The organism is Antarcticimicrobium luteum, from assembly GCF_004358185.1.
GTDB classification, from domain to species: Bacteria; Pseudomonadota; Alphaproteobacteria; order Rhodobacterales; family Rhodobacteraceae; genus Antarcticimicrobium; species Antarcticimicrobium luteum.
In genome coordinates, this window is sequence record NZ_SMUV01000016.1 from 1 (window position 1) to 4919 (window position 4919).

General features: G+C 64.7%; 6 protein-coding genes. All 6 read left to right on the forward strand.

Going from position 1 to position 4919, the window contains the following annotated elements; all coding sequences use genetic code 11:
• Positions 1–428, forward strand: a 428-nt coding sequence (locus E1832_RS00190; RefSeq protein WP_133357770.1) for an NAD-binding protein, incomplete at its 5' end; no start/stop codon positions are given.
• Positions 429–434: 6 nt separating this feature from the next.
• The gene (locus E1832_RS00195) at positions 435–1193 is read left to right on the forward strand and encodes a short-chain dehydrogenase/reductase (RefSeq protein WP_133357772.1); all 759 of its coding nucleotides are present in this window, start codon (positions 435–437) and stop codon (positions 1191–1193) included.
• A gap of 25 nt (positions 1194–1218) precedes the next feature.
• Positions 1219–2088 (forward strand): MaoC/PaaZ C-terminal domain-containing protein, encoded by an 870-nt coding sequence (locus E1832_RS00200; RefSeq protein WP_133357774.1) that lies wholly within the window; start codon positions 1219–1221, stop codon positions 2086–2088.
• Positions 2085–2855 carry an enoyl-CoA hydratase-related protein gene (locus E1832_RS00205; protein WP_133357776.1) on the forward strand — a complete coding sequence of 257 codons (771 nt, stop codon included), beginning with the start codon at positions 2085–2087 and terminating at the stop codon, positions 2853–2855. Before E1832_RS00200 ends, E1832_RS00205 begins: the two co-directional genes overlap by 4 nt.
• 200 nt (positions 2856–3055) lie before the next feature.
• Entirely contained in the window at positions 3056–4306 is a 1251-nt protein-coding gene (locus E1832_RS00210; protein WP_133357778.1) for an acyl-CoA dehydrogenase family protein, read from the forward strand.
• The coding region (locus tag E1832_RS00215) for an acyl-CoA dehydrogenase family protein (RefSeq protein WP_206020964.1) at positions 4303–4919 on the forward strand (617 nt) is incomplete at its 3' end. The genes E1832_RS00210 and E1832_RS00215, both read left to right, overlap by 4 nt.

The following is a 4919-nucleotide window of genomic DNA, read 5'->3' on the forward strand; positions in this document are numbered from 1 at the left end:
GCGACAACATCACTCACATGGGGCCAACCGGGACCGGTCAGGCGACCAAGGCCTGCAACCAGATGATCGGCTTCCTGTCGGCGTTCGCGGTCGCGGAGGCGCTGGTGCTGGGCGAGCGGCTGGGCGTCGACGTCGCAAGGCTGCCCGATGCCTTCGCGGGCGGCTTCGCGGATACGCCCGCGATCAGGGAGTGGCGGCGCAACATGGCGCAGGGACCGCTGATCGGCCTGCCGCTGCATACCGAAGCGATGCGCGCCTTCCTCTCCGACGGGCCGGCTCTGCCCGCGTATGAAGGCGCGAGCCCCGCCAATCTGCGCAAGGATATCGACATCATCCGGACGCTTGCCAGGCAAACCGGGGCGACCTTGCCGCTGATCGAGCAGATGGCCGTCATGGTCGGCCTGCTGCACGCCAACAGGGGAGGATAGCCACCGATGCAGCTCGATCTGACGGGCCTGAATGCGATTGTCACCGGCGCGAGCAAGGGCATCGGCCATGCCACCGCGCTGACGCTTGCCCGCGAGGGCGCGCGGGTGACGCTGGTCGCGCGGAATGCCAACACCCTCGCCACGGCAGCCGCGCAAATCGCCGGGGAGACGGGCAGCACGCCCGACACCGTTGCCGCCGATCTCGCCACCCGCGAGGGGATTGACCGCCTGGCCCAGCGGTCGGGGCCTGTGGACATCCTGGTCAACAATGCCGGAGCCATTCCGCCCGGCGACCTTCAGGCCATCGACGAGAACACATGGCGGACTGCCTGGGATCTGAAGGTCTTCGGCTACATCAACCTCACACGCGCCCTTGCGCCGCGCATCGCCGCGCGGAAGGGGGTCATCGTCAATATCATCGGCGCCGGGGCCGAGAGCCTGAGCCCGGACTACATCTGCGGGGCCGTCGGAAATGCCGCGCTCGTCGCCTTCACACGCGCCTACGCAAAGCAGTTCCGGGCGATGGGCGGCCGGATCGTCGGGCTCAATCCGGGACCCGTCGCGACGGAGCGGATGCAGCTCTTTCTCAAGGCACGTGCGGCAGACGAATTCGGGGACGAGGGCCGGGCTGCGGAAGTGACTGCGAGCCTCCCTTACGCCCGTCCGGCGTCGCCGCAGGAAATTGCCAACGCCGTCGCGTTCCTGGCTTCTCCCCGCTCCGCCTACACCAACGGAACTGTTCTTTCCATTCACGGCGGCGGTTGAACCGCGCCGCGCCAAGGGGAAACTGATGGCTTTCAATCACGATGTTGTCGCAAACCTGGTTTTCCCGCCGGTGACCCAGACACCAAGCGCCCGGGACTGCCAGCTCTATGCCCTCTCTGTCGGCTTCGGCCGGGATCCGACCGACCGGCGAGACCTGCCGTTCGTCTACGAGAAGCACCTGCGGGTGGCGCCCACGATGGCGGCAGTACTCTGCACGCCGGGACATTGGGTGGCAGACCCGAAACTCGGCATCGATGCGGACTCCGTGCTGCACGGAGAACAATCCGTGCGTTTGCATCGCGCCATTCCGGTCGGACAGCCGCTGACCGGCCATTCTCGCATCGTGAATGTCTGGGACAAGGGCGCCGGCAAGGGCGCGCTCGTCGAGCTTGAATGCCAGGTCAGCGATGCAAACGGCATACCGCTCTGGACGGTCAACCGGACTGCTTATCTGCGCGGAGAAGGCGGGTATGGCGGTGCGGTGCAGCCGAAAGGGCGGCCATGGACGTTGCCCGACCGCAAAGCCGATATGGTCTGCGATATTCCCACGAGCGGACAGCAGGCCCTGCTCTATCGACTCAATGGCGATCTGAATCCCGTCCATGCCGACCCGGACATCGCAAGCGCCGTCGGCTTTCCGCAGCCCGTTCTGCATGGTCTGTGCAGCTACGGCATCGCCGGTTGTGCGCTCCTTAAAACAGTTTGCGAGCATGACGAGGCCCGAGTTCGCGGCCTGTCGGTGCGCTTTTTCGCGCCCGCCTTTCCGGGCGACACCATCCGAACCTCGATCTGGCGGGAAGGGTCTCGCGCCCTTTTTACCTGCACCGCGCTTGAGCGGGGCGTTCAGATCATCACCAACGGCACCATGGAACTTCACGAAGGAGCGTCGACATGAGCCTCGTCCTCAAGGACACCGCATCTCCAGGCATCGGCCTGCTGACCCTCAACCGGCCTGACGCGCGCAACGCCCTGTCCTTCGAACTGCGCCAGGAGCTTATCGACGGGCTTGCCGAATTCGCCGAAGACGAGACTATTCGGTGCGTCATACTGACGGGCGGAGACCAGATCTTCGCCGCCGGCGCCGATCTGAGGCAATTGGGTGAGACGAACTCGATCGACATGATCCGGATCGGGGCAGAACGCTACTGGCTGGCCATCGGCGCCTTTCCCAAGCCGCTGATCGCCGCCGTCAACGGGTTTGCATTGGGGGGCGGTTTCGAATTGGCGATGCACGCCGACATCATCATTGCCGGAGAGAGCGCTCGTTTCGGGTTGCCCGAGGTCAAGGTCGGGCTGATCCCCGGCGCGGGCGGCACCCAGCGTCTTCCCCGCGCAATCGGCAAGTTCGCCGCAATGCGTTTCCTTCTGACCGGCGATACGATGAGCGCTGAGAAGGCCGAACGCCTCGGCCTTGTCAGCGAGGTTGTCGCCGACAGTGATGTGCTCACCACGGCGCTGGACATCGCCGGGCGCATCGCTCAGCGCGCACCGCTCGCCGTGCGGCAGGCGAAAGAGGCTGTACTTTCGGGTGCCGACGTCCCGCTCGATGCCGCTTTGACGATCGAGCGCAAGGCGCTGCAACTCCTGATGTCCTCCGAGGACAAGGCCGAAGGCATCGCCTCTTTCCTCGAAAAGCGCCCTCCGGTGTTTCGCGGCAGGTAACCACATAATCGCGCCTGAACCGAAAATCCGACTCCAGGACGATAGTGATTGGACGGAGTTGACATTGGCGCGACTCATTGCAATGGTAAGACCAATTGAAAGTTTGAACTTATTGGAACCGAAGACCGCCGAGGCAGAGAGAGGAGCCGGGATACAATGCACAAAACGCAGTTCTCGATATCGACCTGGATCGCTCCGCGATGAAAGATTCGGAGTGCCGCCAGCCCAGGGATGACGTCTGGGATCACATCGATTTGCTCCTTGACGACTCGCTGCGAGCGTTCCGCGGGGAAGTTCGTCAATTCCTACGCACTGCCGTGCCGGACGAGACCCGCGCCCGGCTCGACATGGGTTATTCGGCAACCAAGTCCGAAGTTGTCGCCTTTCTGAAAAAGTTGAGCGCCAAGGGCTGGGTCGCACCCGCTTGGCCTGTCGAATACGGCGGCACAGGCTGGTCGCAGCTTCAGCGCTTTGTCTACACAATCGAGCTCGGCAACAATGCCGCGCCTTCGGTCCTGCCCTTCGGCACAGCAATGGTCGGCCCGGTGCTCTACACTTTCGGCAATCAGGATCAGAAAAACCTGTATCTGCCGCGCATCCTGAGCGGCGAAGACTTCTGGTGCCAGGGCTTTTCCGAGCCCGGATCAGGTTCCGACCTGGCAAGCCTGAAGACCCGCGCCGAGGACAGGGGCGACCATTACCTGCTGAACGGCCAGAAGATCTGGACCTCGAAAGCCCATTACGCAGACCGGATTTTCCTACTGGCCCGCACCGGCGAAGGCGCTCGCAAGCAGGAGGGTATCTCCTTCTTCGTGCTCGACATGGACACGCCCGGCATCGAAATCAAACCGATCATCTCCATCGACATGTCCCATTCGCTCAACGAAGTGTTCTTCACCGACGTGAAGATCCCCAAGAGCGGGCTGGTCGGCGAGGCAGGCAAAGGCTGGAGCTATGCGAAGTTCCTGCTCGGCAACGAGCGCACCGGGATCACCAATATCGGCAGGTGCCGCCGCCAGATTGCTCGGCTCAAGCGGATCGCACGCGCCAGCCACATTGGCGACACGCCGTTATGCGCTGACCAGGCTTTCCTGCGAGACCTCGCCCGGATCGAAGCCGATCTCACGGCGCTGGAGATCACCGAAATCCGCCTCCTGTCCACGGGGCGCGACAGCGCCTTCGCCAGCGTCGGGCCATCGGTGCTGAAGCTGAAGAGCGCCGAGATCCAGCAGGCGCTTGCCGAGCTCATGGTCTCGGCCCTCGGCCCGTTCGCGGCCGGACGCGGCCCGCAGTTCGTCGAGGCGATGGAGGATGTCAGCGATCTTCCCCAAGGCTTCTTCGACGGGGCGCTCGCCGAATACCTCTTCGGCCGCGCCACCTCGATCTATGGCGGTACCAACGAAATTCAGCGCGAGATTCTCGCCAAGGCCACCCTGGACACGCTGCAATGAGCTTTCTCGACCACTTGACGCCCTCCGACGAGGCGGAAATGATCCGTGACAGCGCCACGCGTTTTACCGGCGCCGTCAGCGAGGCGGCGCTGCGACAATCCGATGGCTTCGATGCGGATCGCTGGGTCGGGATGGCCGATCTCGGCTGGCACGGAATCCTGGCGGACGACGCCGCGGGCGGCCTCGGGCTTGGCGCGGCGGAGGCGGCGATCCTGGCCTATGCCGCGGGCCACGCCCGCCTGCCCGAACCCTTCGTGGCCTCCTCCGTCACGGCGTTGACCGCCCTTCGCGCCGCCGGCGCCGGCAGTGACGTGCTGGCCGGCCTGGTCGCGGGAAGCCGCATTTTCGCGCCCGTCGGCTTCGGCCTTCCGGTCGGCCTGGCCACTCCGGTATCCGCCGCGCCCGACAAGGATGGCGCCTCGCTTTGCGGCACCGTACCGTTGTGCGAGGTCGGCCCTCACACAACCGATCTCCTGATCTTCGCGGACGGCCCCGAGCCGATGCTCGCGCGGCTGCCGAGCGGGACCGACGGCATCGCGATCACCCCCTATCGGGGCATTGACGGGCGTCATCTGGGCAAGGTGCATCTCGACGGCTACACAGTCGGCGACGA